At 58.2% G+C, this 26,154-nt stretch carries 24 protein-coding genes and 2 pseudogenes; 13 read left to right on the top strand and 13 right to left on the bottom strand.

What is annotated here, in order from left to right:
- Positions 1 to 11: 11 nt before the first annotated feature.
- Together ACFSKT_RS00240 and ACFSKT_RS00235 are read right to left on the bottom strand one after the other, a co-directional pair.
- Positions 12 to 1,520 carry an alpha/beta hydrolase family protein gene (locus tag ACFSKT_RS00240; RefSeq protein WP_377719795.1) on the bottom strand — a complete coding sequence of 503 codons (1,509 nt, stop codon included), beginning with the start codon at positions 1,518 to 1,520 and terminating at the stop codon, positions 12 to 14.
- 317 nt (positions 1,521 to 1,837) lie between these two features.
- Positions 1,838 to 2,023 carry a hypothetical protein gene (locus tag ACFSKT_RS00235; RefSeq protein ID WP_377719794.1) on the bottom strand — a complete coding sequence of 62 codons (186 nt, stop codon included), beginning with the start codon at positions 2,021 to 2,023 and terminating at the stop codon, positions 1,838 to 1,840.
- 1,041 nt (positions 2,024 to 3,064) lie between these two features.
- Here ACFSKT_RS00235 and ACFSKT_RS00230 point away from each other — a divergent pair.
- Positions 3,065 to 4,138, top strand: a complete 1,074-nt coding sequence (locus tag ACFSKT_RS00230) for a bifunctional 3-deoxy-7-phosphoheptulonate synthase/chorismate mutase (protein WP_377719793.1) — start codon at positions 3,065 to 3,067, stop codon at positions 4,136 to 4,138.
- Positions 4,139 to 4,179: 41 nt separating this feature from the next.
- Complete coding sequence (locus ACFSKT_RS00225; protein WP_377719792.1) at positions 4,180 to 4,353, top strand: hypothetical protein; 174 nt, start codon at positions 4,180 to 4,182, stop codon at positions 4,351 to 4,353.
- A 147-nt stretch (positions 4,354 to 4,500) separates the two neighbouring features.
- On the opposite strand, the gene ACFSKT_RS00220 is transcribed toward ACFSKT_RS00225, so the two are convergent.
- The 9 genes and pseudogenes from ACFSKT_RS00220 to ACFSKT_RS00180 all read right to left on the bottom strand — a co-directional run bounded on the left by ACFSKT_RS00220 (position 4,501) and on the right by ACFSKT_RS00180 (position 11,407).
- A complete protein-coding gene (locus tag ACFSKT_RS00220; protein WP_377719791.1) occupies positions 4,501 to 5,877 on the bottom strand; it encodes a phosphodiester glycosidase family protein in 1,377 nt (458 codons plus the stop codon).
- 170 nt (positions 5,878 to 6,047) lie between these two features.
- Positions 6,048 to 6,215 (bottom strand): annotated as a pseudogene (locus tag ACFSKT_RS00215) (DUF4025 domain-containing protein); the annotation flags it as partial.
- A 107-nt stretch (positions 6,216 to 6,322) separates the two neighbouring features.
- Complete coding sequence (locus ACFSKT_RS00210) at positions 6,323 to 6,532, bottom strand: PLDc N-terminal domain-containing protein (RefSeq protein ID WP_377719790.1); 210 nt, start codon at positions 6,530 to 6,532, stop codon at positions 6,323 to 6,325.
- A gap of 109 nt (positions 6,533 to 6,641) precedes the next feature.
- On the bottom strand, positions 6,642 to 7,319 hold the full coding sequence (locus ACFSKT_RS00205; RefSeq protein ID WP_377719789.1) for a DUF4166 domain-containing protein: 678 nt from the start codon (positions 7,317 to 7,319) through the stop codon (positions 6,642 to 6,644).
- Entirely contained in the window at positions 7,303 to 8,250 is a 948-nt protein-coding gene (locus ACFSKT_RS00200; RefSeq protein WP_377719788.1) for a DoxX-like family protein, read from the bottom strand. Before ACFSKT_RS00200 ends, ACFSKT_RS00205 begins: the two co-directional genes overlap by 17 nt.
- Positions 8,222 to 8,704: a thiol-disulfide oxidoreductase DCC family protein gene (locus ACFSKT_RS00195; RefSeq protein ID WP_377719787.1), complete on the bottom strand. Its 483-nt coding sequence runs from the start codon at positions 8,702 to 8,704 to the stop codon at positions 8,222 to 8,224. The genes ACFSKT_RS00200 and ACFSKT_RS00195 overlap by 29 nt, the downstream gene beginning before the upstream one ends.
- Before the next feature lie 201 nt (positions 8,705 to 8,905).
- Positions 8,906 to 9,526 carry a cyclase family protein gene (locus ACFSKT_RS00190; protein WP_377719786.1) on the bottom strand — a complete coding sequence of 207 codons (621 nt, stop codon included), beginning with the start codon at positions 9,524 to 9,526 and terminating at the stop codon, positions 8,906 to 8,908.
- Entirely contained in the window at positions 9,516 to 10,175 is a 660-nt protein-coding gene (locus ACFSKT_RS00185; RefSeq protein ID WP_377719785.1) for a response regulator, read from the bottom strand. Before ACFSKT_RS00185 ends, ACFSKT_RS00190 begins: the two co-directional genes overlap by 11 nt.
- Positions 10,172 to 11,407 carry a sensor histidine kinase gene (locus ACFSKT_RS00180; RefSeq protein ID WP_377776289.1) on the bottom strand — a complete coding sequence of 412 codons (1,236 nt, stop codon included), beginning with the start codon at positions 11,405 to 11,407 and terminating at the stop codon, positions 10,172 to 10,174. The genes ACFSKT_RS00185 and ACFSKT_RS00180 overlap by 4 nt, the downstream gene beginning before the upstream one ends.
- 2,631 nt (positions 11,408 to 14,038) lie before the next feature.
- Here ACFSKT_RS00180 and ACFSKT_RS00175 point away from each other — a divergent pair.
- Positions 14,039 to 14,173 (top strand): hypothetical protein, encoded by a 135-nt coding sequence (locus ACFSKT_RS00175; RefSeq protein ID WP_377776288.1) that lies wholly within the window; start codon positions 14,039 to 14,041, stop codon positions 14,171 to 14,173.
- 207 nt (positions 14,174 to 14,380) lie between these two features.
- On the opposite strand, the gene ACFSKT_RS00170 is transcribed toward ACFSKT_RS00175, so the two are convergent.
- The gene (locus ACFSKT_RS00170) at positions 14,381 to 14,671 is read right to left on the bottom strand and encodes an SgrR family transcriptional regulator (RefSeq protein ID WP_377776287.1); all 291 of its coding nucleotides are present in this window, start codon (positions 14,669 to 14,671) and stop codon (positions 14,381 to 14,383) included.
- A 1,938-nt stretch (positions 14,672 to 16,609) separates the two neighbouring features.
- On the opposite strand from ACFSKT_RS00170, the gene ACFSKT_RS00165 reads away from it, so the two are divergent.
- Both ACFSKT_RS00165 and ACFSKT_RS00160 read left to right on the top strand, forming a co-directional pair.
- Positions 16,610 to 16,987 carry a DUF3243 domain-containing protein gene (locus ACFSKT_RS00165; RefSeq protein ID WP_377776286.1) on the top strand — a complete coding sequence of 126 codons (378 nt, stop codon included), beginning with the start codon at positions 16,610 to 16,612 and terminating at the stop codon, positions 16,985 to 16,987.
- Positions 16,988 to 17,126: 139 nt separating this feature from the next.
- Complete coding sequence (locus ACFSKT_RS00160) at positions 17,127 to 17,681, top strand: SLOG family protein (protein ID WP_377719780.1); 555 nt, start codon at positions 17,127 to 17,129, stop codon at positions 17,679 to 17,681.
- On the opposite strand, the gene ACFSKT_RS00155 is transcribed toward ACFSKT_RS00160, so the two are convergent.
- A complete protein-coding gene (locus tag ACFSKT_RS00155; protein ID WP_377719781.1) occupies positions 17,672 to 18,181 on the bottom strand; it encodes an MFS transporter in 510 nt (169 codons plus the stop codon). The two genes, ACFSKT_RS00160 and ACFSKT_RS00155, sit on opposite strands and share 10 nt — an antisense overlap.
- Before the next feature lie 162 nt (positions 18,182 to 18,343).
- Here ACFSKT_RS00155 and ACFSKT_RS00150 point away from each other — a divergent pair, with 162 nt between their 5' ends.
- The 8 genes and pseudogenes from ACFSKT_RS00150 to ACFSKT_RS00115 all read left to right on the top strand — a co-directional run bounded on the left by ACFSKT_RS00150 (position 18,344) and on the right by ACFSKT_RS00115 (position 26,112).
- Positions 18,344 to 20,170, top strand: coding sequence for an ABC transporter substrate-binding protein (locus tag ACFSKT_RS00150; RefSeq protein ID WP_377719782.1), 1,827 nt, complete (start codon positions 18,344 to 18,346; stop codon positions 20,168 to 20,170).
- Positions 20,171 to 20,184: 14 nt separating this feature from the next.
- A complete protein-coding gene (locus ACFSKT_RS00145; protein WP_377719783.1) occupies positions 20,185 to 21,213 on the top strand; it encodes an HD-GYP domain-containing protein in 1,029 nt (342 codons plus the stop codon).
- Positions 21,214 to 21,228: 15 nt separating this feature from the next.
- The gene (locus tag ACFSKT_RS00140; protein WP_377719784.1) at positions 21,229 to 22,581 is read left to right on the top strand and encodes a sensor histidine kinase; all 1,353 of its coding nucleotides are present in this window, start codon (positions 21,229 to 21,231) and stop codon (positions 22,579 to 22,581) included.
- Positions 22,578 to 23,237: a response regulator gene (locus tag ACFSKT_RS00135; RefSeq protein ID WP_377719785.1), complete on the top strand. Its 660-nt coding sequence runs from the start codon at positions 22,578 to 22,580 to the stop codon at positions 23,235 to 23,237. Before ACFSKT_RS00140 ends, ACFSKT_RS00135 begins: the two co-directional genes overlap by 4 nt.
- On the top strand, positions 23,227 to 23,847 hold the full coding sequence (locus tag ACFSKT_RS00130) for a cyclase family protein (RefSeq protein WP_377719786.1): 621 nt from the start codon (positions 23,227 to 23,229) through the stop codon (positions 23,845 to 23,847). Before ACFSKT_RS00135 ends, ACFSKT_RS00130 begins: the two co-directional genes overlap by 11 nt.
- A gap of 201 nt (positions 23,848 to 24,048) precedes the next feature.
- Positions 24,049 to 24,531 carry a thiol-disulfide oxidoreductase DCC family protein gene (locus ACFSKT_RS00125; protein WP_377719787.1) on the top strand — a complete coding sequence of 161 codons (483 nt, stop codon included), beginning with the start codon at positions 24,049 to 24,051 and terminating at the stop codon, positions 24,529 to 24,531.
- Complete coding sequence (locus ACFSKT_RS00120; protein WP_377719788.1) at positions 24,503 to 25,450, top strand: DoxX-like family protein; 948 nt, start codon at positions 24,503 to 24,505, stop codon at positions 25,448 to 25,450. The genes ACFSKT_RS00125 and ACFSKT_RS00120 overlap by 29 nt, the downstream gene beginning before the upstream one ends.
- Positions 25,434 to 26,112: pseudogene (locus ACFSKT_RS00115) on the top strand (DUF4166 domain-containing protein). Before ACFSKT_RS00120 ends, ACFSKT_RS00115 begins: the two are co-directional and overlap by 17 nt.
- Positions 26,113 to 26,154 lie beyond the last annotated feature (42 nt).

Genomic DNA, 26,154 nt, shown 5'->3' with positions numbered 1-26,154 from the left:
ACCCACCTCAACTACTCCAGCCCGCGAGATTCGGATAGAAATTGCGATTTGACATCCTCCAGCTCCGGGTAGGTCTGAAGCAATTTCGCTTCGGCCGGCTCGCCCTTCAAATGGCGGTCGAAGAAATCGGCCACGACGTCGTTGATCAGCCGGGCCGACCGATCGGCCTTCATGCCGCCCGTCATGCCGGTCTTCGGAAGCAGCGGCGACAAGCGGGGCGCGTCCGTGAAATTGTAATGCTCCGCGCCCTCTGCGACCAGCATTTCGCCCTTGCGTTCCATAAGCTCGCGAATATGCTTAAGCTCCGCCTTCGCGAGCTTTACCATGGCCTCGTATTTCTCCGGCGTCGAACCGAAGCCATCCAGCTTGGCACCCGAGCTCTCGTCTAACCGCAGCACCTTTTTGTACATCTCGAAAGTCGAGAGTGTGCTGAGCCACATGAACGGCTTGTTCAGCGCTTCCCCTCCTTCGAAGCCGACCAACGTGCCGTCCATGTCGATCCCCGCTTTGATGCGATCGTCCGCGCTCGCGAGGTAAGAAGCCGCGCCGCCGAACGAATGTCCGAGCACGCCCACCCGCGTCGTATCGATGACGCCCGCGAAATTCCGATTCGGACCCTCGCCCGCGCTTAGCTGCTCCATGTACGCCAGCGTGAACAGAATGTCGTTGGCCCATTCCTTCCCGATCTGATCACGATAGGCGGCCGACTCGTCGAACCGATCGGTATCGATCCGATATTCCGCGACGCGGTCGTCGGGGAATACCGTCGCCATATTGCCGTACGTATGATCGATCGACGCCACGACATAGCCGCGGCTGGCCAACGACTCCGCCTGCTCGACGTGCAGCAGTCTCGTCGTGCCGTACCCGTGGTTCAGGATTAGCAGCGGGTAGCCGGCTACCTCCCGGCGGACTGCCGCTCCCTCGTATGAACGACTCTTCACGTACCGAAGATAGTCCAGCGTCACCTGCGGCAAATTCATTCGATCCGCGAACGCCGCGAGCTGTTGGCGGCCGTCTGGAATGAACGGCATACGCTTTCCTTTGGCCGAATCGTCTGCCGGGTACCAGACTTGGATGATGAGCTCCCGCTTCGTCCCCGGCTGACTTGCCAGCAGATCTTCCCGGCTGGCATCCACCGCGTGCACAATCTCGGTGCCTACCGCATAAGGCCCGGGCAGCCCGGGCAGCTGGAAGACGGGTATCAGCTGCGCGGCGGCGCCGGAGAGCAGCAACAGCGGCAGCGAGCAGATGGCGACCGTCTTCGCGAACACCCGCCTGCCCTTCGAATCCCGATTGCGGCTTGCTCCCCACGCAGCCAGCAGCAGGACGGCCGCAAGATAGGAGGCGAACAATTGGAACCTGTACCCTTCCATCGTCAAATGGACCGCCAGCGCGCCTACGCTCAATCCGGCGGCAATCCACATCGTTCTCCGCTTCGTATTCGATGGTCGGCCAATTAGCAGCAGAATGACAAGCGCCAAATTCGACGCAAGCAGCACACCTTCCCACAAACGCATGTGATTTCCTCCGTTTCCTCTTTCGATTACCCCTTACATGGTAACCAAAATTAGGAAGCGGTTGAACCGTCCCGAGGACCATCTCCGCCCCGTCTCCGGACGTACGCCTTCGTCGGACAAGCCATCCTGCCGCGCAAAAAGAGAGACTCCCGCGCAAGCGGAACGCCTCTCTTCGATCGTTCATGTTTCAGTTGGGAGAAGATAGAGCCGAACGAAGATTAGTCGGCCGCTTCCTCTTCCTCGGCAGCCTCGTCGGCTGCCTCCTCCGATTCCTCCGAAGCTGCAACCTCATCCTCCGCTGACGCCTCTGAATCCGCTTACGCGCTTTCGTCCCCGGATGCTTCTTCCTCGTCGGCCGCTTCCTCGGCTTCCGATTCTTCCGATTCTTCAGCCGACTCTTCGGCCGCTTCTTCTACCGCGACTTCTTCCTCGGCCGCTGCAGTTTCCTCTTCCGCTGCTTCGACTTCGGACGCGACGACTTCTTCTTGTTCGAATTCGCTCATGTACAATCCCTCCCGTTATCGCCTAGCTCCCTAAGCGTAGCTTCAGTATATCAGCTTTGATTTGCATTTTTTGTTGCTTCTTGGCGAGGACAAGATTACATTTTCGTTACAGGCGCGTATAGGGATGATGACAGCGGAGTTTCGTCATTTTAAATCGCGTTTACGGGTCGGATTTCCGCTCTTGCGTTAAAGCGAAATAGCACATGCGCAATGACTCCGCACTTTCGGATGAAAACCGAATGACCCTTGATTTTCAACGACTATCCGTCCTTTTATGGAGACCTGCCCATAGCCCCTAATAACAAAATCGTATATTTCCAACCCCGATTAATCGCATCATGCGATCATCGTTTCCGATGCAGCCTCAACCGAAATGGAATCCGCTTTCATTTTTTTGTCCGGCGTCTGTACATATGCGGAATTGTTTGTATTATTTTGATACAAACTTTTCAGCAAGTTGCAGAACTCTCGAAGCTGCGCCGAAGCGTTAACGAGCCGAATTCACGCGAGAACATAACGTGCCGAAGCTTGGAAGACGAGCGTGGCTCCAGGCCATTCCGATCGAAACGTTCCCCGAATCTCATCTTGCTCCTGCAGGGCAAACATCCGGCCGCCTATGCCCGCTCCCTCCGCCCGCTTTAACACAATACAGCAATTTAGCGTTAAATCGCGAACTTGCATCCCTTCTGACGCATGGTATAGAATCCATCTTAACTTGCTGCACATCTTCGCAAAGGCGATGATGGAGAGAGTAAGCAGGCCTCATTTCGCAAGACAGGGACGGAACGCCGCCGACTGAGAGCGTCCGAGCGAAATCGCCTGCCGAAGTTCACTCCGAAGCCGGCACCTGAACGTACGCGTGGCGTCTCGTACGCGTTATCAGTAGGACTGTCCGTATTCCCTGCGTTAAAGGGTTTGAGTGAGCATCCCCGCCTGATTCAGATACAGGACCCGGGCTGCTAATTAGGGTGGTACCACGACTTCTCGTCCCTTGCGGAGGAGAGGTCTTTTTTATTTTATACGCATAAGGAGAGAAGCAAGATGAGTGAGACACGACTGGAGAAACTGCGCCGCCAATTGGACGGCGTCAATCAAGCGCTGCTGACGATGCTGAGCGAGCGCGCGGAGATCGCGTTGGAGATCGGGGCCGAGAAAGAAAGACAGGGCGTGCCCAAATTCGATCCGGTGCGCGAGCAGCGGATGCTGAAGGAATTGGTCGCCCAGAATAAAGGACCGTTCGACGACGATACGATCCGCCATCTGTTCAAGCAGATTTTTCAAGCCTCGCTCAAAATCCAGCAGGAGGATCATGGCAAACACCTGCTCGTCAGCCGTAAGCGTCAGGAACGCAACACGGTCGTCGCGCTCGGCGAGGTCGAGGTCGGCGGCGGCAAACCCGTGATGATCGCCGGCCCTTGCTCGATCGAGAGCTACGAGCAGGTCCGAGAGGTCGCCGCACACCTGAAGGCTTCCGGCATCACAGTCATGCGGGGCGGCGCCTTCAAACCGCGTACGTCGCCGTACGATTTCCAAGGACTCGGCTTGGAAGGGCTGCGGATCCTGAAGGAGGTTGCGGACGAATTCGGCCTCCAGACGATAAGCGAGATCGTCGATCCCGCCCATATCGAGCTCGCCTGCGATTACATCGACGTCATCCAAATCGGCGCGCGCAACATGCAGAATTTCGAGCTGCTGAAGGCGGCCGGCGACGTTCGCAAGCCGATCCTGCTCAAACGCGGACTGGCCGCGACCATCGACGAATTCCTGCATGCGGCGGAATATATCGTCTCGCGCGGCAATACGCAGGTCATGCTCATCGAACGCGGCATCCGCACCTACGAGAAGGCAACCCGCAATACGCTCGATATTTCCGCCGTGCCGATATTGAAACAGGAAAGCCATCTGCCCGTGCTGGTCGACGTGACGCACTCTACCGGACGCAAAGATATTTTGGCCCCGTGCGCCAAAGCCGCGCTGGCCGCAGGAGCCGACGGCGTCATGGTCGAAGTGCACCCGAACCCGGCGATCGCGCTGTCCGATGCCGCTCAGCAGCTTAATTTTTCTGAATTCACAGACTTTTATGACGACGTTCTTCGTTCCGGCTTGATGAAATAAGTGATATAATGCTCGCATCGCTTACAGCAGGAGGGTAAAGGATGAAAATTTATGTGGTGCTCGCCTTCACGGAAGACGGCATGGAGAACGTGTATGTAGGGAGCGACGAAGAGCGGGCGCTTGCCATGACGCTCGAGGACGCGGAAGGCGCGGATGCGCTGTTCGTGGAAATTTGGGAAGACGGCGAGAAGACCGACGACTATCGCCTAATATAATACGTCGGAACGTACGGCAGCGGTTGGCGGGTGCATGAGAAGCCCCTCGGCCGCTGCCGTTTGCGCGTTTAGGCGAAAAATTAGTTGGAGAAGAAAGGCAAAAGGCAGCGCGACAGGTCTCCCTGCCTCCGCTGCCTCGCGTACGATTTACCACTTCAAATTGGACCCGAACAAAAGCGCATTGCTTAACGCCCGGCCTGGCGTCGTGACCGTCTTCCCGCCGGACAGGAGCCCCGAAGAAGCGCCCCCGTCCAAATTCATGGCCTGCACAGCGCCAAGCTGCTGCATGATGAGCGCCCACTGCTTCATCGTCGCGCCCGGCACGGTGGCCAGCATGACCGAGCCGTTCTTCAGGACGGCGATTCCGCTGCGCGCGCCGCCCCCGGTAAGGATTTTCGGATCCTTGAACCCTTCCGCCGCCGGATTGACCGCGACTTGGCCATTCTTCACCAGCCGCGGGCCTGCTCCGATCGCCGTATGCACATCGGACCAATCCAGCTCCTTGCCGGCGTCGCTGCGGTACGTGAACGTATAATCCACCTTCGCGCCGACTTGGAAGCGTGCCGCTTGACCGCTCTCGTTCCCCTCGAAGACGAGGACGAAGCCGCCAGACGGAATCGCGACGTTCTCGCCGCGGGCAATGCGGGCTACCGTGCCATTCTGCACGACAACCGCCGTCTCCGCCGCGAAGCCGATCCGGCTTCCTCTCGCCGGTGTGAACAGCGTTGCCGTCGTGTCCGACACCGGCGTCCGGTTTAGGAAGTATGCATACCAGCTCTTCGGCCCCTTCTCGTTCGCGACCGATCCGGCGATGCCCAGGCGCAGTGTATCCATAACCGCCGTGCCGTCCCATCTGAATCCGATCGTCGTGCCCGTGTTGCCGATGTGGGCCGGAATGCCGTTGCTGATCACGTTGCCGTACGGATCGGGCACACCGTTGTACGCCTCGAAGAACGTCCCGTTGATCGCCGTATCCGCCCGATAAGCGGCGGCGATGGCCGTCAAGCTTTGCGCGCGGCCCACTTGACGCGACGCCAGCCCCGCCGTCACCGGCGTTCCTTTCGGCACTGTCACCGTGCGAACCGAGAACGTCCGGCCGCCGGCCTTCACCGAGCGTACCGCGTACGACGGCTTGACGGCAAGCGGCTTCGCCGCGGTAATGACGACCGGAAGCGACAAGGTCGCCACGCTCGCGTCCGTGAACGCCTTCACGGTAACCGTCGTTCGTCCTACCGACACCGGCAGGAGGACGCCTTTCTCGTTCACCTTCGCGATCGACGGATTCCCCGACGCGTACGCAATAACGGCCGATGCTGGCGCGATCAGCCGATCCTCGAGCGGCACGCGGCTATTCGCCGCCGTCGTTACCGTAGCGGACGGGTAAGACAGCCTTGTCTCGATTGCGGCCGTATCAGCCGACGCGATCGACGCACTCGCTCCCGTTCCGGTTACGCCGCCGCCCGCGAGCAGCGCGGACGCCCCGAGAATCAGCAAGCCGCTTCGCCATGGATTGTGCTTCTTCATCCCTGATTACCCCTTCATTTGCAGCTAAATAGACCTCTACCTATTTGTCGGTATTCGGCTGTCCAAAGTGAAGGCTGCAACGACGATTCGGCAGTTGGCGTTCGTTGCTGTAGACATGCTTACGCCGAAGAAAAAGGAGCCCCTCCGCCCGGGCTCCTTTCGCGTGCTTCCTATTTTTCGTAGCCTTCGTTCTCGATCTTCATTTCGCCGTCCGCCAGCTGCTGGATCCCGTCGCTTGTCCCGGCGTTGTACACGTCCTCGAATTGCTCGCGCGTCAGCTCGGTTCCCTCCAGCTGTGACGCGTTTTTGTTCTTTTTGCTCATCGCCTGCCGTCTCCTTTCGACGTTGGAATGCGATTACTCGCCCGGTATAGCATTCCACCTTTCCCGGTTTTCTTTGCGTCTGCAGCCGAAGAAAATCGGGAAAGAAAGGATCGGCGTACGTGTTACATTTCGCGTATCAGCACATACACGATTAAACCGAGAATCGGGAAAAATAAAATCGCCAGCAGGACGAGCAGCGCGAATTCCGGACTTCTGCCTTTTCTGCGCGCATCCTTGAACGCCCATACGCACACCATAATATGAATAATGAATAACAGGAAACTGAAGAATAATAAGCCTAACCCGAACAAACCGAATCCTTCCACTTGCATCACCTCGCATCCGCGTTAGTAAGTAATACTACGCCGCCGATGCCATACGGTAACCATTCTTTTACTATTATCCGCTTCTGCACACGGTAACGCCACCTACAAAGCACGTCTACTCTCGCGCCTCTTCTCGCAGCGGCTTCGCATCAAGCGGAATGTCATGCGGCGCCACCGAGACGAATGCTGCTTGAAACGTCCCGCTGTAGCGAAATACCGGACCGGCCATCGGGTTGACCACCTGCACGCGGATTTGGAAGCAGCCCGCTTCGTCGTCATACCACTCGCACACATCCGCGGTGCCGGTCAATGTTCGAGGGAACGGAAACCGCAGCCATCGCTCATAAAAACGCTGATCGGAAGAACGGATGCGCAGCCCCCCGTTCGGCTCGGCCGACAGCTCCAAATCCACGGCCAAATGCTGCTTGCTGCCCAAATAATCGACGATTCGCGATCGCTTCTCGCTGTAAATCATCGTGGCGTCGAACTTGCGGATGGCCCCTGGGAACCGGAAGGCGCGCAGCCAAGTGACCGTTTCGCGTCCGAAGCTGTCTACGTACGCATAATTGCGGATGTTGAACGGGATGTCGCGTCCGCCCTGCGGGAACATAATGTGTCGGGTCGCGCCCAGCAGCAATGGGGCAACCGCCCATTTTGCATACCAGACCTGCTCCATTGTTCCATGGCCGATCGAAGCGACCCTGTCGCGGCTGCCGAAGCCGAACCGCTCTTGGATGCGAGGATGCAGCTTACGGAATTCCGCGCCGAGCGCCTGTTCATAGATGGACGCCATGACCATCCACCTTCCTCTCGGCGCGTCTCACCGGTCTGCGGCGGCATCGACCTGCCTGCGGCAGATTATTCGCGGTTCGCGAAGCGACCCAACCGAGCCCGATCATCGGCAGACTGAGCGTCAGCGGGTTAAAGGGAGCGGCCAGCAGCTCCGGATTCGCGACGAATGCCGCCGCCGCGAGCATGCCGAGCAGTAAGCCTTGCGCCGCGAACAACCGTTTATGCCGATGGAAAACGAAGACGGCTGCCGCCATCCCGATCTCGGCAATGCCCATCCACGTCAGCACGTTCGTCTCGCGACCAGGGAACCATCCGGTTTGCAGCATCAATTCCAATTCGCCGCCTCCCGGCATCAGCAGCTTCGGCACCAGCCCTTCATAGGTCCACAGCGCTGCGAGCAGCATCACGGAGCCATAATGAATGAGCGCCCGTTCGATCGTGATTGCCGGCACGATGCCTCTCTCCAGCCAGATTCGCAGCGCATCGAAGCTCCAAGCCGTCGCGTAGCCCATAAGCGGGCGGAAAACGTAACGGTCGAATATTTTTCCCGCCGAACCGAACCGCGTGTCGTAATCATATTGGGTCAGGAATACGATACGCCCGTCCTGCGGCACATATTTCCAATAGCCTCGGCCTTCCCGAATCAGCGAAGCGCGTTGTTCCGAGCCGAATCGCAGCGTCGACACCCGCTCGCCCGTGCGGACATCGAACCGTTCCTTCGTCTCCCCCGACCCTTCGATGCGAAGGCCGAAACCGATGCGCGTCATGTAGCGAAAATGCTGTGCGCCCGGGCTTGTTTTCGGCAAATAGCGTATTTCCGAGAAACGGAGGTCCCATTGCTCGTGTTTATCCGGCTGCTGGGTATGCGCCCAAAGGTGGTCCATGTCCGTCTTCATGTCCAGTTCAACGTAAATCGGCTTTGCCCTCTTCATCGTTCCCATCCGCTCCCTCTTCCGCCGGCGCGAACCGGCTTACAATATCCGGTGTAGGAAGCAGACAGACTTCGCTCCGTCCGAACAGCCGGTAACGGCTGCCCGCGATGCGGTCGTACGCCCAATCCCGGATGAAGGATGGGACGACCATCAACATCGCGAGCATCCGCCATCCCCCGCCCAGCTTGCGCAGCACCCACAGCGCCGCCTCGGACTTGACATAGGCTCGCCCCCCGTCGATGAGCACGAACGTGTCCATGTCGCCTTCCGGCAATCCATGCCGTCTGAGCAGCCCGATGCCGGCGGGCGATTGCAGCGCCACGAATCGAAACCGCTTGGCGGGATCGCGCGCAATGACGAACCGCGTAATGCCATGGCACAGCGCGCATTCGCCGTCGATCAGCATGATGTCGGTATACTCTGCCGCCACATTGGTTTGGCCGTTGGTGCCCATCGCTGTCTGCCTCCTCTTTACGAATTTATTGTAAGCCTGCCTGGTGCCGCGCGTTAGTTCTAACTTTCGAGGGAGGAAATGAAGAAAGGTACTACAAAATGTAGTACCCTATCTACATTTCGTAGTACCTCGGTACTTACGAAATGTAGTACCCCCTTCTACATTTCGTAGTACCTCGACGCGCCAGCATAGCGGACCGCGTTACGGCTGTTTGACTCGCGCTATGACTCGGGCTATGGACGAATCGGCCCGGATGCGCAGCGGCAGCGCCGTAATTTCGAACGCCTCGATCCCGAGCAGCCTTTCGACATTAGCCAAATTTTCCAAAATCAGCACGTCGTTCGCGAACAAACAATGATGAACCTCGAACGGATAACGGTCCGGAGACGGCATATCCAACCCGACGATCTTCACCCGCTTGCGCGCGAGCAGCTCCGCGAAAGGAACGGTCAGCACCGGATAGTCGTCGAAGTAGCCCGGTTGCCCGAACAGCCGGCCATGGCCGGTATGTACGATCACGATCGATTCCTCGGGAATGAGCGCCTCATATTCAGGCTTAACGTCGATGACCCGCTCGCCGGCGGCGTCGATTAGACACCCTTGTCCAATGAACCGCTCGACCGGATAATCGTATACGTACGTCGTCGAATCGGTCAAATGCATCGGCCCGTCCATATGCGTGCCGGCATGCATGTTGATCGTCAGCAAGTGGTTATTGTAATGATCGCGCCGCAGCTGGCGGTCATGGACGAGCTTCGTCTCCGCGTCACCCGGATAGACCGGCAGCCCGTGCACGATCGGATGCGTCAAATCAATGATCACGCTTCGCTTCCCCCTCCTCGCCCCGCTTCGGCACGAGCCCCTTCTTGCGGACGAGCTCGACCGCTTCCTTGCTGCTTTTCACGCCGAACTTCTTGAGCATTTTGTTGATCTGGTTCTTCAGCGTGCTCTCCGCCTTGAACAGCTTCTTCTCGATCTGCGTCTGCGTGTAGCCGCTGTCGATCAGCTCGAACACTTCGCGCTCCGCCGAGGTCAAATCCTTCAGCTGCTCCTCCCGCTTCAACCGGCCGAACTCCTTCAGCAGCGCTTCCATCGGAGCGGCGTGGTGATACGCCTTCCGGATCGCCTGCGGGAGCTCTTGGAAGCGCGTCTTCTCGATATAATCGATCGCGCCCGCCGTGAACGATTGCGTCATCGCGCGCTCGTCGCGGACGGAGGTGAGCATCACGATTTTGGCCGGGTGGATCGCATGAATGTCCATCGCCGCGTAGATCCCCTCGTATTCCTTATCCGACAATTGGATGTCCATCAGAACCACGTCGAACGCCATCGTCTTGGCCAGGCGCACCGCTTCTTCAGCCGTGGTCGCGGACCCGATGACGAGTAAGTCCTCTTCGCGGTTCAAGTAGGCGGTCACCGCCTTAATCCAATCGGGATCGTCTTCCACCATCAGTACCCGTATAGGTGTCATGGACGCTCCGCCCCTTCTGCTTCGTCGGCTATCATCTTGCCCAGCGGCAGCACCATTACGGCCGTCGTCCCCCGTCCCGGCTCGCTAGCCAGTTCGATGCGTCCGCCGCTGCGGGCCATGACGTTGTACACATAGGAAAGGCCCAAGCCGTAATTGTCATGCTGGCTCTTCGTTGAATAGAACGGCTCGAATGCGCGGCTTAGCGTTTCGCGGGAAATGCCAGGCCCTGTATCGGACACCGCGAGGCGAACATATTTCTTATCCGTATCCAGTCTGATCGTAATTGTGCCGCCCGCAGGCGTGGCCTCGATGGCATTGCGGATCAGATTGCCGAGCGCTTCCTTCATATGCACGTCGTCGCACGCTACAATCGGCCGTATCCGATAATCGGTATGAAGCGCGATGCCTCTCGCGTCCATCATGGCCATATACCCATCCGCGCAAGCTTGGACCAGCTTGGCCAGCGAGAGAGGCCGCTCTTCCAGGACGATCTCCCTCGTCTGGGCGTGGATTCGCGAGACCATGGCCATCATATGCGACGAAGCGTTCTCGATAATCCGCAGATGATCGTCCGTGCCGCTCGCGCCATCCTGCCCGGGAGGAAGCTCGGCCCGGAGGTTGACGGCGCTGATGGCGATTTTGCCGAGCTCGTTCTTGAGCGCGTGGTTGAGCATGGCCGTCCCCGAGGTAACCGATTTCATCGCGGTGTCCAGCGGATCGCGCTCGAACGTCAGCTTGACCCCGAGCACGCCGTAGAGGAACGTTCCCAGCAGCGCGACCCCGAACGAATAGACGAAAAACACGGAAATATAGCGCATGAATGCGAATTCCGGCCAAATCGTCCGGGCGCCGTAAATGAAGATCAGCACGGCCAATAAGGTCGGCACCATGATCAGGACGAGGATTAACCGGCTTCGCTTCAGCTGCGGCGAGTCCGCCTGCCAGAATGCGCCGAGCAGGAGCGCGCATGCCGCTGCATAATACGGCCCGGCCCAGACGAGCAGCCACCCGTAACGAATGCCGCCTGGATTGAACCAGCCTTCCGCCGCGAAGGTCGCGAGGGCGGGGACGAGCAGCAGCCATCGGGCCACCTTGACCGGCCGCCGCAGCGGTCTCCGCTCTCCGTACAGGCTTGCGAACAACAACACCGTATACGGCGTAAACACGAGATTCGCAACCTGGACGACGCGCGCCAGCCGCTGGTAGCTCGTGTCGGTTAATGCGTCCCCCAAACCGCCCAGGACGCGCTTATCAGAAATAAAGCGGCCGCTTGGCTAACGGCATGCCGCGGATTGCGAACAATCAAGATTGCGGCCGCTGCCAATAGCGCCGAGGTGTAATACAACATATGGCATCACTCCGGTTAGGCCAAGACCGCCTCGATGAACACCGTCGTGTGGACGGCCAAGTCGATCTCCTTGCCCTCATCATCTTCTTTCTCCCCTTTGACGACCGAATGACCGGAGCGCCCCGCACATGCCGCGATGGCTGTCTGACCACGACGCCGTTTCCTTCGTAGGACAGCCGCACGACCATCCCGTTCAGGGTCAGACGTGTGAGACGATTCGGTTAAACTGATCCGCACGTCGCGATCGAGCGCCTCGCGGACAGCGACATCAGCTTACTCGTGCGCACTGCGTCGTGCGGCAGCAGCCTTCGACGTCGAGGCATTGATCACAATTGTCGTACGAAGGTCATTCGCGACGATGTACCACGAGTTTTGGCGTAGAGATGAATGATCTGCGGCCGCATAGACCCTGTGCGCGCCAGGATCCCTTGTACCGTCGAGCCAGCTCGATGATGCTGCAGCCACGCGATGCGACGTGGGCGTGATGAGAAGAGATTTGACTAGTCATGTTGCTCGTTGAGTCAGCTCGTGTACCCGTCGCCAGCGATCGTACTGAGTGCTAGCTTCAGGTCACGCAGCGGGGACGTCGATACCGGTCTTATCGCGCCGTGCACGCGTCTTGGCCGAGCGTCATGCAGAAGCGCGCCGATCGCCAAGATGCCGTCAGCTGGCAGACGCGATCAGTCCCACTTCACCTCGCCGATCACGCGTGACATCATGCACACGTTCAGCGCATGCACATACGGCATGTCCTTTGGGTCCGGATATCCGTCGCTGCATCGAGAGCACTTCCTTGTCTGTTCATCTGACGTCTCCATGATTTGTGATTGACGCTGGTCGTGCCGATCATTGCTTACGTGCTCCATTCTTGCGGAGCGGACCGCCTCGAAGGTGTATACGTATCATCTCGCGGATGACAGCTGTTTCGTTCGCATCGTCGTCAAGACGTCCTACGTCTCCACTCCTCGAGCGTTTGTCCGCTGGATATCAATCATCGTGACGCCGATCCGATTGAGCGTGTTGATCATAAATACGGTGAGCGTGGCACGCCGGCCGACAGCATAGACCGTACCATTAGGCCGAGTAGACCGTGTTCCCCAACTCTTGAACCCGTCTCTCAACCGTGCTCAATGACTGATATAATCACTCAGCTTGCGGTCCTCGTTCACAGTCTTGGCCGTGCTTCTCATTGACCGGCTGGCGTCTGATGCCATACCTCGTGTCTATAGTTGACTTTGCCCCAGGCGTTGAGCGCGATTCCTCGACTGCGACAGGATCATAGTCTCCGTCCTGCTGGATGCTATGGTACAGAAACGCAGGCTGCACGCAGCGCTCACCGTTCTTCTAGTCTCGGCGGCGTGCCTCCATCCTTCCCGCGAAAGTCCTTCCGCTGCAGCAATGGCCAATGAGTGCGTCGACCGCCCGTCGGAGTGCGGCTTCGCGCATCATGCGCCCTTACGAAGCTGCCGTAGCGGCGATGTGTATAGCGCAAGACAGCGGCAAATGCCGGCTGGTTCGCCCATACACTGTCACCACCGCTACGATCAGGTCGGCGCCGAGCTGAATCGGACGGCGGCCGATCGCGCCCACTCGGTTGCGGTGAGCAGTGGCAGAGGCTGACACACTGTGCGGCGATTGCACGCCGATGCAGTGCGCCGGATGCGCCCTGAAGACCAAGGCCGCATTCTGTCGTTGCTGGCCATTGCATATGTGTAATGCGTATGGTGTTATCGACGCCCGGCGTAGCTCCCGGTGAATTGAGTCGGATGAGATCGCGCAGCTCATCGCAGCGGCTGGCCGTGCCTCATTACCTCCACCACAGACCGCCGCACGTCGTGTTTCCTTCAGCCTTCGTCAGCTCCGGAAGCCGGAAGCCGTGTCGAGACCGAATGCCGGAGTCCGCCTCAGCTCCTCGATCATGCCGCCTGCGGTCGCAGGCCAAGCCGTACTGTGCCGTCGAAAGGCGCGCGTCGTCCCGCGATAATGCGGTCCTTGGCGCTGGTGAAGACAAGATCACGCGCTGCGCCGCCCTCGACTGACTCAAGCGAAGGTATGCAGCCGTGACGTATCGCTCGCTCGATAGAGCAGTTGGCAGTCATGCCGCATAATTTCCGATGTTTCGAAGGTGTCCCTCATAATTCGCCAAACCCACATTGTACGATCCGTCGATATGCGAGCTGTCCCTTCAAAATCGGAATTGAGCGTGCGCTTCCCGGGGACTGGGAAAGCAGTCGCTCATCGTTGCGGACGACCCGGAAAGGCCCGTTCCGACCGGCAATGCGCGCGAACTCGCCCGCCCCCGATACAGCGATCTGCTTCCTCCGGCACGATCATCGCGAACTCTGCGTGCACAGCGCTTCCGGCAGACAGGAGACACGGCTCGCGCAGGTGATCCGAAAGCTGTACTTTCCGCAAGTTCCACGTGATATACATACCCGGCAACCAATGCGCGGGATTCAATCGAACTCGCGCTCGATCGAATGAACGCGTCGCGGGCGGTTAGAAGCTTCCCGTTGTGGAACCGAATGCTTTGCGCAAGAAAAACCGTCCAACGGCGCCCTTCGTCCTCTTCCTCGCCAAAATGGGCAAGCTTCGGCTGTACACTTCGATCCAGCACCCGGACGCGACGACGTATCGAAAATCTGTCTAAACCCAATGGGCCTCCGTGCGGCGCATGACAAGCGGTGGATCGAGCGCCGGCACAGTCCGGTAGAAAGGAAAGCGCAGCAACGTGTCCTCCAAACTTCCGGTTCACGCTGATGCCCCAGGCTGGCTAACAAGCCAACGGGAGAATGCATAGGAACAGTCCACTGTCGGAGACCTTCGATCAGATTTCGAGCTTCCGCCAATCGGCCGTTCACCCAAGCTCGCCGCTCGGCCTCCAGTGCGATCTCTCCATGATCGCGCCACAAGACGAGACGGACCGATGACCTCTTCCTTCTCCCGCGTGCCAATCGATATATCCCCCGTCCATCAGCCGCTTCAGTATAAACTGCGCGTTTGCGGCGCGTGCACCCGAACAAGCTCCGTCAGCGCGTCCATCGAGATGTCGAGCGGCTGCTGAACGGGCGCATGCTAAGCGAACTGTTTGCGCAGCATAAATAATAATACTTCCGTCTCCATGCCACCCGGCTCCGTTTTCCCGCAAAAGGACGAAAACAATTCCGTATACCCTTCGCTATTTCTTCTTCTTTTAGAAAAGTATACTGGGGACATACAGCGGTAAAGAGAGATTCCCATGAAATCGATATCTACCGGGGCGGGCCCATGCACGCTCATCCGTAGATTTGGCCCGTAACTTCATCCTTCTTCTGGCGGCAGGAGGCATCCAGACGGCGGACAGTCGCAATCGAATTTATAAGCTGCGCGCTGCGCTCATGCTGTATGACCGACAATTCGTCGTCGCGATGTCGCGGTTATGTGCGCGGTCGAATTTCTGCCTAATCTATTCTCGCGCGTTTTCGCGTGTGGATCGACCGCGCGAGCAAAAAGCACTGGATGCCTCGGTCTGTCGTCATGCAGAGCATCATGCTGTTCATCATCTATGACGATCTTGCTCGCGGGCTGGGTATCGCGTTGCTTGGGGCCTATCCGTACATTTTTTTCCTTGTTGCGGGGAGCGCCACATAGCGCTGTTCACGTTTTCCGGGTCAGCATCATGTGGAAAGAAGAACGTTAAAGAGGAAGCGTTCTTCCTTTTCACATTCGAACATCGAACAGGCGGCGCCTGCCATGCGCCGCCTGCTGCTCGGAACAGAAAGCTGTCCGCTTCCGCCTGTTCGCTCAAGGTTGTTCAGCTATGTCCCCAGTTCTGCTCGTCCGCCGCGTTTGACGCTGCCGCCTTCAATCTATCATTAGGCCGTACCCTTCTTCCTCACATGCTTCTTCCAGGCGCGCTGTGCTTCATAACTTCGTGGCTGGCTTCATCCGTTCTCTTCATCATAGAAAAGGAGAATGCCGTCCGTCTTGCGCAGCAGCAGCTCGTCGCGCGCGCTTTTCAGCTGCCAGACCCCCTTCATAGGGCGGCTTGGATGACGCTCGCGTATAATCCCACCTGTTTCAGTATCCCCCGGGTAATAGTCCTGCTTCGCTTCGTTCGACTTCTCTTCCGGATTGAGATAAGCGGCAATATGGAAACTTCAACGCCGGATAACGTTCGCGGAGCGAGATGGCCACTTCGCATGCCCAGAGATCAACGCTCCGAACTGCCCGGCGTGATCACCCATTCCAGCCCTTCCTCAAATACAAACGGCACGAGCTTTTTCTCCGATGGCCTTCTTGATGAGCGTAATGCCTTTGTGCTTTTGATCGAAGATGCCCAGCTCTGCGCCCGGTAACCGGTTCAGCAAATTTTTCATGCCTAGCATCCTTGCCTCATATGAGATGAAATTGTAATCGATTCCCCTCAGTTTACCCGATCGGTCCAGGAATGCAAAAATAAAAGACTTGACGAGCGCGGCAGAATTCCCGCAGCCCAGGCTTCTTCATGTACTGGATAATGCGTGTCCGCTTGTTTGCTCTGTGCAGACATTTATCGAGCAAAAAAGGGGTGGTCTGACTGCGAGCAGTGCTCGTGGTTGTGAAGCGGCATACACCTGCTACTCTGGTGTCCCGCTTTCCCACAGCTTCTGAAGGCAAGTTCTCCTCGGCGTTGCGAGTTCTTCATGTTCGGCAAGATACTGAATGCGACCTTCTGCGCGGCGACGGCCAACTGACTCTTCGTTGAAACCCGATCGTAGTCGGGTAGGCCGTTAGAGGGCGTAGGGTTGTGACCCCAAAGGGGTACGATTTTAGTCAGGGTCAAGTATGAGCGGAATTGTCGAAATCCGCGCACGGTGTCATATTGGTCGGTGGAACAGACCTGTGTTTTCGCCGGTTGATGACCGTTTGTCGTGAGTCGTTTGCTGGCTCGCGTGCGGGTGTTGTGCCGGGGTGTAGAGATAAGTCCGGTGTCACAGGAGATGGAATAAGTGATACGGTTCCGGATCGTTAGAGACTGCGTGACTAGTCTGTGGGAGAGTGTGTAGGACTGCAATCGTCGACAACCACGTAGAGATGTGTGGGCTAGAGTTAAGGAGACAACTACGTGTCAGTGGAGGCTTACTATGAGTGTGCACGTAACCATGCCATTTTGAAGGACGGAGAGCTTCAAACCGGCAAAATCGAGGAAACGATCGAACGGATCAACCCGGCGAAAAAGGACGAAATTCTCGCGGATTTCGAACAATTCCGCTCCTACTTGAGCAAGCGGGTCAAGATGGCCGAAGCGATCGGGTTGAACGAAGAGCAGTTGGCCGTCGCCGCGCAGAAGGTCGCTCAGTATCTTGCCGAACATGAAGAACCTCGCAACGCCGAGGAGAACTTGCTTCAGCAGCTGTGGAAAGTCGGGGAAGAGCAGGAGCGTCACGCTTTGGCGCATTTGCTCGTCAAGCTGGCACAGAGCAAACAAGCGGACACGCATTAATCCATACATGAAGAAGCCTGGGCTCGCGGAAATTCATGCCGCGCAGTCAAGGCTTTTCTTTTTGCATTCCCGGACCGATCCGGGTAAACTGAGGGAATCCGATTACAATTTCATCTCCATATGAGGCAAGGAGCTAGGCATGAAAAATTTGCTTGCAACCGGTTACCGGGCGCATGAGCTGGGCATCTTCGATCAAAAGCACAAAGGCATTCCGCTCATCAAGAAGGCCATCGAGAACAAGCTCGTGCCGTTGATTGAGGACGGGCTGGAATGGGTGATCACGCCGGGGCAGTTCGGCGTTGATCTCTGGGCATGCGAAGTGGCCATCTCGCTCCGCGAACGTTATCCGGCGTTGAAGCTTTCCATATTGGCCGCTTATCTCAATCCGGAAGAGAAGTGGAACGAAGCGAAGCAGGACTATTACCGGGGGATACTGAAACAGGTGGATTATTACGCGAGCGTCAGCAAGCAGCCCTATGAAGGGGTCTGGCAGCTGAAAGCGCGCGACGAGCTGCTGCTGCGCAAGACGGACGGCATTCTCCTTTTCTATGATGAAGAGAACGGAGAAGCCAGCCCGAAGTTTATGAAGCAGCGCGCCTGGAAGAAGCATGAGGAAGAAGGGTACGGCTATATGATACTGACGGGCGAAGACGTCCAAAACGCGGCGGACGAGCAGAACTGGGACTATAGCTGAACAACCTTGAGCGAACAGGCGAAAGCGGACAGCTTCTGTTCCGCAGCAGCAGGCGGCGCATGGCAGCGCCGCCTGTTCGATGTTCGAAGGGAAAAGGAAGAACGCTTCCTCTTTAACGTTCTTCTTTCCACATGATGCTGAACCGGAAAACCGTGAACAGCGCTATGTTGGCGCTCCCCGCAACAAGGAAAACGACGGATGGCCCCAAGCAACGCGATACCCAGCCCGCGAGCAAGATCGTCATAGATGATGAACAGCATGATGCTCTGCATGACGACAGACTCGAGCATCCAGTGCTTTTTGCTCGCGCGGTCGATCCACACGCCGATGAACGCGGCGAGGCATAGATTAGGCAGAAATTCGACCGCGCACATAACCGACATCGCGACGGACGAATCTGTTCGGTCATACAGCATGAGCGGCAGCGCCAGCTTATAAATCTTGATGCCGGCCGTCTGGATGCCTCCTGCCGCCAGAAGAAGGATGAAGTTACGGTCCAAATCTACGGATGAGCGTGCATGGCCGCCCCGGTAGATATCGATTTCATGGGAATCTCCTCTTTACGCTGGTTATGATCCCCAGTATACTTTTCTAAAAGAAGAAGAAATAGCGAAGGGTATACGGAATTGTTTCGCCTTTTGCGGGAAACGGAGCCGGGTGGCATGGAGACGGAAGATTATTATTTTATGCTGCGCAAACAGTTCGCCGATGCGCCCGTTCAGCAGCCGCTCGACATCTCGATGGACGCGCTGACGGAGCTGTTCGGGTGCACGCGCCGCAACGCGCAGTTTATACTGAAGCGGCTGATGGACGGGGGATATATCGATTGGCACGCGGGGAGAGGAAGAGGTCATCGGTCCCGTCTCGTCTTGCTGCGCGATCATGGAGAGATCGCACTGGAGCGAGCGGCGAGCTTGGTGGTGAACGGCCGATTGGCGGAAGCTCGAAATCTGATCGAAGGGTTCTCCGACAGCGGACTGTCCTATGCATTCTCCCGTTGGCTTGTTAGCCAGCTGGGCATCAGCCGTGAACCGGAAGTGGAGGACGTGCTGCGCTTTCCTTTCTACCGGACTGTGCCGGCGCTCGATCCACCGCTTGTCATGCGCCGCACGGAGGCCCATTGGGTCGAACAGATTTTCGATACGATCGTCGCGTTCCGGGTGCTGGATCGAAGTGTACAGCCGAAGCTTGCCCATTATTGGGAGGAAGAGGACGAAGGGCGCCGTTGGACGTTTTTCTTGCGCAAAGGCATTCGGTTCCACAACGGGAAGCTTCTAACCGCCCGCGACGCGGTTCATTCGATCGAGCGCGTATTTCGATTGAATCCCGCGCATTGGTTGGCCGGGTATGTATATCACGTGGAAACTTGCGGAACGTACAGCTTTCGGATCCACCTGCGCGAGCCGGTCTCCTGTCTGCCGGAAGCGCTGTGCACCGAGCAGTTCGCGATCGTGCCGGAGGAAGCAGATCGCGTATCGGGGGCGGGCGAGTTCGCGCGCATGCCGGTCGGAACGGGGCCTTTCCGGGTCGTCCGCAACGATGAGTCGATGCTTGTCCTGGAAGCGCACGATCATTATTTTGAAGGGCGTCCGCATATCGACCGGATCGAAATGTGGGTTTGGCCGAATTATGAGGGAATCGAAACATCGGAAATTATGCGGCATGATGCTCAACTGCTCTATTTCGAAGCGAGCGATAAGCACGGCTGGCATCCTTCGCTTAGTCAAGTCGAGGCGGGCAGCGCGTATCTTGTCTTCAACCAGGCCAAGGACGGCATTTCGCGGGACGAGCGGTTTCGACGGGGAATACGGCTTGGCCTGGACCGCAGGCGCATGATCGAGGAGCTGGGCGGACTCCGGCATTCGGTCTCGAACGGCTTCCGGCTTCCGGAGCTGACGAAGGCTGAAGGGAACGGCGAGGATGAGGCGGCCAGCCGCGCGATGGCTGCGGATCTCATCCGACAATCGGGCTACGCCGGCGAAACCATACGCATTTACACATATGCAATGGCCAGCAACGAACAGAATGCGGCTTGGATTCAGGGCGCATGCGGCGCGATCGGCGTGCAAGCCGAAGTTGTCGCCCTGCCGATCGAACGATTGGCCGATGCCGCCGTCATGCTCGGCGCCGACCTGATCGTAGCGGGTGAAGTGATGGGCGAACAGCCGGATTTGACGCTGCTTGGGCTATACACCTCGCCGCGCAGCTTCGTAAGGACGCTGATGGCGGAAGCCGACCGGAAGGCGGTCGACGCACATATTGCCCATTGCCTGCAGCGGAAGGATTTCGCGGGAAGGATGGAGGCGCTCGCCGAGATCGAAGAACGGTTGAAGCGCTCCTGCAGCCTGCTGTTTCTGTACCATAGCATCCAGACGGCGGACTATGATCCGTCGCTTCGAGGAATCGCGCTCAACGCCTGGGGCAAAGTCAACTATAGAGAGGTATGGATCAGACGCCATGCCGGTCAAGAGAAGCACGGCCAAGACTGAACGGAGGACGCAAGATGAGATATATCAGCATTGAGCAGGTTGAACCGGGTCAATATTTGGGGAAAACGGTCTACTCGGCCAATGGTACGGTCATGCTGTCGGCCGGCGTGCAGCTCACCGTATTTATGATCAACACGCTCAATCGGATCGGCGTCACGATGATTTATATCCAGGACAAAACGCTCGAGGACGTGGAGACCGAGGACGTCTTGAGCGAGCGAACGAAACAAGCTGTCATCCGCGAGATGAACGACACCTTCGAGGCGGTCCGCTCCGGCAAGGAATGGAGCACGAAGAAGATCGGCGCCAGCGTCAATCAAATCATGGAAGACGTCATGAACAACAAGGAAGTGCTCGTGCAGCTGACGGATATCCGGACCAAAGACAATGCCCGTTATGTGCATGCGCTGAACGTGTGCATGATGTCCACGCTGATCGGCATGAATATGGGACTGAACGCGCTGCAGCTGAAGGATTTGGCGATCGGCGCGCTTCTGCATGACGTCGGCAAGACGCTGCCCGGCGCGAAAGCGGATCCGGCGCTGGACCTGAAGCAGCACCATACGTGGCGAGGGTACGAGCTGCTCAAGAGCAAACATGAATTCAACCTTCTCATCGCCCACGTCGCGCTGCAGCATCACGAGCGGCTCGACGGCAAGGGAATCCCGCGCGGTCTATTGGCCGCAGACATTCATCTCTACGCCAAAATCGTGGCCGTCGCGAATATGTACGACAATTTGATCAATGCCTTCGACGGCGAAGGGCTGCTGCCGCACGACGCGTGCGAGAAGCTGATGTCGCTGTCCGGCGAGGCGCTCGATCGCGACGTGCTGATCCAGTTTACCCGAATCGTCTCCGTCTACCCGAACGGGATGGCGGTGCGGCTGTCTACGAAGGAAACGGGCGTCGTGGTCAGACAGCATCGCGGCTTGCCGGGGCGTCCGGTCATTCGGGTCGTCAAAGGGGAGAAAGAAGAGATGGAGGTCAAGGAGATCGATTTGGCCGTCCACACGACGGTGTTCATCGAGGCGGTCTTGGCCTAACCGGAGTGATGCCATATGTTGTATTACACCTCGGCGCTATTGGCAGCGGCCGCAATCTTGATTGTTCGCAATCCGCGGCATGCCGTTAGCCAAGCGGCCGCTTTATTTCTGATAAGCGCGTCCTTGGGCGGTTTGGGGGACGCATTAACCGACACGAGCTACCAGCGGCTGGCGCGCGTCGTCCAGGTTGCGAATCTCGTGTTTACGCCGTATACGGTGTTGTTGTTCGCAAGCCTGTACGGAGAGCGGAGACCGCTGCGGCGGCCGGTCAAGGTGGCCCGATGGCTGCTGCTCGTCCCCGCCCTCGCGACCTTCGCGGCGGAAGGCTGGTTCAATCCAGGCGGCATTCGTTACGGGTGGCTGCTCGTCTGGGCCGGGCCGTATTATGCAGCGGCATGCGCGCTCCTGCTCGGCGCATTCTGGCAGGCGGACTCGCCGCAGCTGAAGCGAAGCCGGTTAATCCTCGTCCTGATCATGGTGCCGACCTTATTGGCCGTGCTGATCTTCATTTACGGCGCCCGGACGATTTGGCCGGAATTCGCATTCATGCGCTATATTTCCGTGTTTTTCGTCTATTCGTTCGGGGTCGCGCTGCTGGGAACGTTCCTCTACGGCGTGCTCGGGGTCAAGCTGACGTTCGAGCGCGATCCGCTGGACACCGCGATGAAATCGGTTACCTCGGGGACGGCCATGCTCAACCACGCGCTCAAGAACGAGCTCGGCAAAATCGCCATCAGCGCCGTCAACCTCCGGGCCGAGCTTCCTCCCGGGCAGGATGGCGCGAGCGGCACGGACGATCATCTGCGGATTATCGAGAACGCTTCGTCGCATATGATGGCCATGGTCTCGCGAATCCACGCCCAGACGAGGGAGATCGTCCTGGAAGAGCGGCCTCTCTCGCTGGCCAAGCTGGTCCAAGCTTGCGCGGATGGGTATATGGCCATGATGGACGCGAGAGGCATCGCGCTTCATACCGATTATCGGATACGGCCGATTGTAGCGTGCGACGACGTGCATATGAAGGAAGCGCTCGGCAATCTGATCCGCAATGCCATCGAGGCCACGCCTGCGGGCGGCACAATTACGATCAGACTGGATACGGATAAGAAATATGTTCGCCTCGCGGTGTCCGATACAGGGCCTGGCATTTCCCGCGAAACGCTAAGCCGCGCATTCGAGCCGTTCTATTCAACGAAGAGCCAGCATGACAATTACGGCTTGGGCCTTTCCTATGTGTACAACGTCATGGCCCGCAGCGGCGGACGCATCGAACTGGCTAGCGAGCCGGGACGGGGGACGACGGCCGTAATGGTGCTGCCGCTGGGCAAGATGATAGCCGACGAAGCAGAAGGGGCGGAGCGTCCATGACACCTATACGGGTACTGATGGTGGAAGACGATCCCGATTGGATTAAGGCGGTGACCGCCTACTTGAACCGCGAAGAGGACTTACTCGTCATCGGGTCCGCGACCACGGCTGAAGAAGCGGTGCGCCTGGCCAAGACGATGGCGTTCGACGTGGTTCTGATGGACATCCAATTGTCGGATAAGGAATACGAGGGGATCTACGCGGCGATGGACATTCATGCGATCCACCCGGCCAAAATCGTGATGCTCACCTCCGTCCGCGACGAGCGCGCGATGACGCAATCGTTCACGGCGGGCGCGATCGATTATATCGAGAAGACGCGCTTCCAAGAGCTCCCGCAGGCGATCCGGAAGGCGTATCACCACGCCGCTCCGATGGAAGCGCTGCTGAAGGAGTTCGGCCGGTTGAAGCGGGAGGAGCAGCTGAAGGATTTGACCTCGGCGGAGCGCGAAGTGTTCGAGCTGATCGACAGCGGCTACACGCAGACGCAGATCGAGAAGAAGCTGTTCAAGGCGGAGAGCACGCTGAAGAACCAGATCAACAAAATGCTCAAGAAGTTCGGCGTGAAAAGCAGCAAGGAAGCGGTCGAGCTCGTCCGCAAGAAGGGGCTCGTGCCGAAGCGGGGCGAGGAGGGGGAAGCGAAGCGTGATCATTGATTTGACGCATCCGATCGTGCACGGGCTGCCGGTCTATCCGGGTGACGCGGAGACGAAGCTCGTCCATGACCGCCAGCTGCGGCGCGATCATTACAATAACCACTTGCTGACGATCAACATGCATGCCGGCACGCATATGGACGGGCCGATGCATTTGACCGATTCGACGACGTACGTATACGATTATCCGGTCGAGCGGTTCATTGGACAAGGGTGTCTAATCGACGCCGCCGGCGAGCGGGTCATCGACGTTAAGCCTGAATATGAGGCGCTCATTCCCGAGGAATCGATCGTGATCGTACATACCGGCCATGGCCGGCTGTTCGGGCAACCGGGCTACTTCGACGACTATCCGGTGCTGACCGTTCCTTTCGCGGAGCTGCTCGCGCGCAAGCGGGTGAAGATCGTCGGGTTGGATATGCCGTCTCCGGACCGTTATCCGTTCGAGGTTCATCATTGTTTGTTCGCGAACGACGTGCTGATTTTGGAAAATTTGGCTAATGTCGAAAGGCTGCTCGGGATCGAGGCGTTCGAAATTACGGCGCTGCCGCTGCGCATCCGGGCCGATTCGTCCATAGCCCGAGTCATAGCGCGAGTCAAACAGCCGTAACGCGGTCCGCTATGCTGGCGCGTCGAGGTACTACGAAATGTAGAAGGGGGTACTACATTTCGTAAGTACCGAGGTACTACGAAATGTAGATAGGGTACTACATTTTGTAGTACCTTTCTTCATTTCCTCCCTCGAAAGTTAGAACTAACGCGCGGCACCAGGCAGGCTTACAATAAATTCGTAAAGAGGAGGCAGACAGCGATGGGCACCAACGGCCAAACCAATGTGGCGGCAGAGTATACCGACATCATGCTGATCGACGGCGAATGCGCGCTGTGCCATGGCATTACGCGGTTCGTCATTGCGCGCGATCCCGCCAAGCGGTTTCGATTCGTGGCGCTGCAATCGCCCGCCGGCATCGGGCTGCTCAGACGGCATGGATTGCCGGAAGGCGACATGGACACGTTCGTGCTCATCGACGGGGGGCGAGCCTATGTCAAGTCCGAGGCGGCGCTGTGGGTGCTGCGCAAGCTGGGCGGGGGATGGCGGATGCTCGCGATGTTGATGGTCGTCCCATCCTTCATCCGGGATTGGGCGTACGACCGCATCGCGGGCAGCCGTTACCGGCTGTTCGGACGGAGCGAAGTCTGTCTGCTTCCTACACCGGATATTGTAAGCCGGTTCGCGCCGGCGGAAGAGGGAGCGGATGGGAACGATGAAGAGGGCAAAGCCGATTTACGTTGAACTGGACATGAAGACGGACATGGACCACCTTTGGGCGCATACCCAGCAGCCGGATAAACACGAGCAATGGGACCTCCGTTTCTCGGAAATACGCTATTTGCCGAAAACAAGCCCGGGCGCACAGCATTTTCGCTACATGACGCGCATCGGTTTCGGCCTTCGCATCGAAGGGTCGGGGGAGACGAAGGAACGGTTCGATGTCCGCACGGGCGAGCGGGTGTCGACGCTGCGATTCGGCTCGGAACAACGCGCTTCGCTGATTCGGGAAGGCCGAGGCTATTGGAAATATGTGCCGCAGGACGGGCGTATCGTATTCCTGACCCAATATGATTACGACACGCGGTTCGGTTCGGCGGGAAAAATATTCGACCGTTACGTTTTCCGCCCGCTTATGGGCTACGCGACGGCTTGGAGCTTCGATGCGCTGCGAATCTGGCTGGAGAGAGGCATCGTGCCGGCAATCACGATCGAACGGGCGCTCATTCATTATGGCTCCGTGATGCTGCTCGCAGCGCTGTGGACCTATGAAGGGCTGGTGCCGAAGCTGCTGATGCCGGGAGGCGGCGAATTGGAATTGATGCTGCAAACCGGATGGTTCCCTGGTCGCGAGACGAACGTGCTGACGTGGATGGGCATTGCCGAGATCGGGATGGCGGCAGCCGTCTTCGTTTTCCATCGGCATAAACGGTTGTTCGCGGCGCAAGGCTTACTGCTCGGCATGCTCGCGGCGGCGGCATTCGTCGCGAATCCGGAGCTGCTGGCCGCTCCCTTTAACCCGCTGACGCTCAGTCTGCCGATGATCGGGCTCGGTTGGGTCGCTTCGCGAACCGCGAATAATCTGCCGCAGGCAGGTCGATGCCGCCGCAGACCGGTGAGACGCGCCGAGAGGAAGGTGGATGGTCATGGCGTCCATCTATGAACAGGCGCTCGGCGCGGAATTCCGTAAGCTGCATCCTCGCATCCAAGAGCGGTTCGGCTTCGGCAGCCGCGACAGGGTCGCTTCGATCGGCCATGGAACAATGGAGCAGGTCTGGTATGCAAAATGGGCGGTTGCCCCATTGCTGCTGGGCGCGACCCGACACATTATGTTCCCGCAGGGCGGACGCGACATCCCGTTCAACATCCGCAATTATGCGTACGTAGACAGCTTCGGACGCGAAACGGTCACTTGGCTGCGCGCCTTCCGGTTCCCAGGGGCCATCCGCAAGTTCGACGCCACGATGATTTACAGCGAGAAGCGATCGCGAATCGTCGATTATTTGGGCAGCAAGCAGCATTTGGCCGTGGATTTGGAGCTGTCGGCCGAGCCGAACGGGGGGGCTGCGCATCCGTTCTTCCGATCAGCGTTTTTATGAGCGATGGCTGCGGTTTCCGTTCCCTCGAACATTGACCGGCACCGCGGATGTGTGCGAGTGGTATGACGACGAAGCGGGCTGCTTCCAAATCCGCGTGCAGGTGGTCAACCCGATGGCCGGTCCGGTATTTCGCTACAGCGGGACGTTTCAAGCAGCATTCGTCTCGGTGGCGCCGCATGACATTCCGCTTGATGCGAAGCCGCTGCGAGAAGAGGCGCGAGAGTAGACGTGCTTTGTAGGTGGCGTTACCGTGTGCAGAAGCGGATAA

The sequence above is a fragment of the Paenibacillus xanthanilyticus genome, from assembly GCF_042682185.1.
In the GTDB taxonomy this organism is placed as follows: Bacteria; Bacillota; Bacilli; order Paenibacillales; family Paenibacillaceae; genus Paenibacillus_Z; species Paenibacillus_Z xanthanilyticus.
This window is presented reverse-complemented; position numbering and strand designations above follow the sequence as displayed.

Coding starts and splice junctions, on each gene's coding strand:
- ACFSKT_RS00125 (WP_377719787.1), top strand. CDS start 24,049: ATGGGCACCAACGGCCAAACCAATGTGGCGGCAGAGTATACCGACATC.
- ACFSKT_RS00140 (WP_377719784.1), top strand. CDS start 21,229: ATGTTGTATTACACCTCGGCGCTATTGGCAGCGGCCGCAATCTTGATT.
- ACFSKT_RS00210 (WP_377719790.1), bottom strand. CDS start 6,532: ATGCAAGTGGAAGGATTCGGTTTGTTCGGGTTAGGCTTATTATTCTTC.
- ACFSKT_RS00160 (WP_377719780.1), top strand. CDS start 17,127: ATGAAAAATTTGCTTGCAACCGGTTACCGGGCGCATGAGCTGGGCATC.
- ACFSKT_RS00235 (WP_377719794.1), bottom strand. CDS start 2,023: ATGAGCGAATTCGAACAAGAAGAAGTCGTCGCGTCCGAAGTCGAAGCA.
- ACFSKT_RS00135 (WP_377719785.1), top strand. CDS start 22,578: ATGACACCTATACGGGTACTGATGGTGGAAGACGATCCCGATTGGATT.
- ACFSKT_RS00185 (WP_377719785.1), bottom strand. CDS start 10,175: ATGACACCTATACGGGTACTGATGGTGGAAGACGATCCCGATTGGATT.
- ACFSKT_RS00120 (WP_377719788.1), top strand. CDS start 24,503: ATGAAGAGGGCAAAGCCGATTTACGTTGAACTGGACATGAAGACGGAC.
- ACFSKT_RS00145 (WP_377719783.1), top strand. CDS start 20,185: ATGAGATATATCAGCATTGAGCAGGTTGAACCGGGTCAATATTTGGGG.
- ACFSKT_RS00150 (WP_377719782.1), top strand. CDS start 18,344: ATGGAGACGGAAGATTATTATTTTATGCTGCGCAAACAGTTCGCCGAT.
- ACFSKT_RS00240 (WP_377719795.1), bottom strand. CDS start 1,520: ATGCGTTTGTGGGAAGGTGTGCTGCTTGCGTCGAATTTGGCGCTTGTC.
- ACFSKT_RS00205 (WP_377719789.1), bottom strand. CDS start 7,319: ATGGCGTCCATCTATGAACAGGCGCTCGGCGCGGAATTCCGTAAGCTG.
- ACFSKT_RS00200 (WP_377719788.1), bottom strand. CDS start 8,250: ATGAAGAGGGCAAAGCCGATTTACGTTGAACTGGACATGAAGACGGAC.
- ACFSKT_RS00230 (WP_377719793.1), top strand. CDS start 3,065: ATGAGTGAGACACGACTGGAGAAACTGCGCCGCCAATTGGACGGCGTC.
- ACFSKT_RS00195 (WP_377719787.1), bottom strand. CDS start 8,704: ATGGGCACCAACGGCCAAACCAATGTGGCGGCAGAGTATACCGACATC.
- ACFSKT_RS00225 (WP_377719792.1), top strand. CDS start 4,180: ATGAAAATTTATGTGGTGCTCGCCTTCACGGAAGACGGCATGGAGAAC.
- ACFSKT_RS00220 (WP_377719791.1), bottom strand. CDS start 5,877: ATGAAGAAGCACAATCCATGGCGAAGCGGCTTGCTGATTCTCGGGGCG.